Annotated in this window: 1 protein-coding gene; it reads left to right on the top strand. The window is 72.8% G+C overall.

What is annotated here, in order from left to right; all coding sequences use genetic code 11:
- Positions 1-166: 166 nt before the first annotated feature.
- Positions 167-340: a peroxide stress protein YaaA gene (gene yaaA, locus BN358_RS28100; protein ID WP_232233425.1), complete on the top strand. Its 174-nt coding sequence runs from the start codon at positions 167-169 to the stop codon at positions 338-340.
- Positions 341-375: the final 35 nt, after the last annotated feature.

Here is a 375-nt window from a genome sequence, read left to right as displayed (position 1 = left end):
AGCGGATCACCGCCGTGCTGCGGGACGACCTGGCCGCCTCCCCCGGTCCCCGGGTGGTGGTCAACCTGGCCTCGGGGGAGTACTTCGGTGCGGTGCGGCCCGACGAACTGGACCCCCGGTCGTCGCGCCACGCTTCGAGGACACGGACGCGAGGGGCCGGCGCAGCGTGGTCTCCTTCTTCGCCAAGCGGGCCCGCGGCGAGCTCGCCGCCTGGCTGGTGCTCAACCGGGTGCGGTCCGCGTCCGCGATCACGGGCTTCGACGGCGTCGGCTACCGCTACGACAAGGCGGCTTCCACCCGCGAGGTGCCCGTCTTCGTCCGCGCTTTCGCCGACCGCTGACGGACCGGATTGGGGACGGTTCCGAACTCGGTCCA

This window comes from Sedimentibacter sp. B4, from assembly GCF_000309315.1.
GTDB classification, from domain to species: domain Bacteria; phylum Bacillota; class Clostridia; order Tissierellales; family Sedimentibacteraceae; genus Sedimentibacter; species Sedimentibacter saalensis.
The sequence above is the reverse complement of the archived record's forward strand: the minus strand, read 5'-3'. Positions and strand labels throughout refer to the sequence as shown.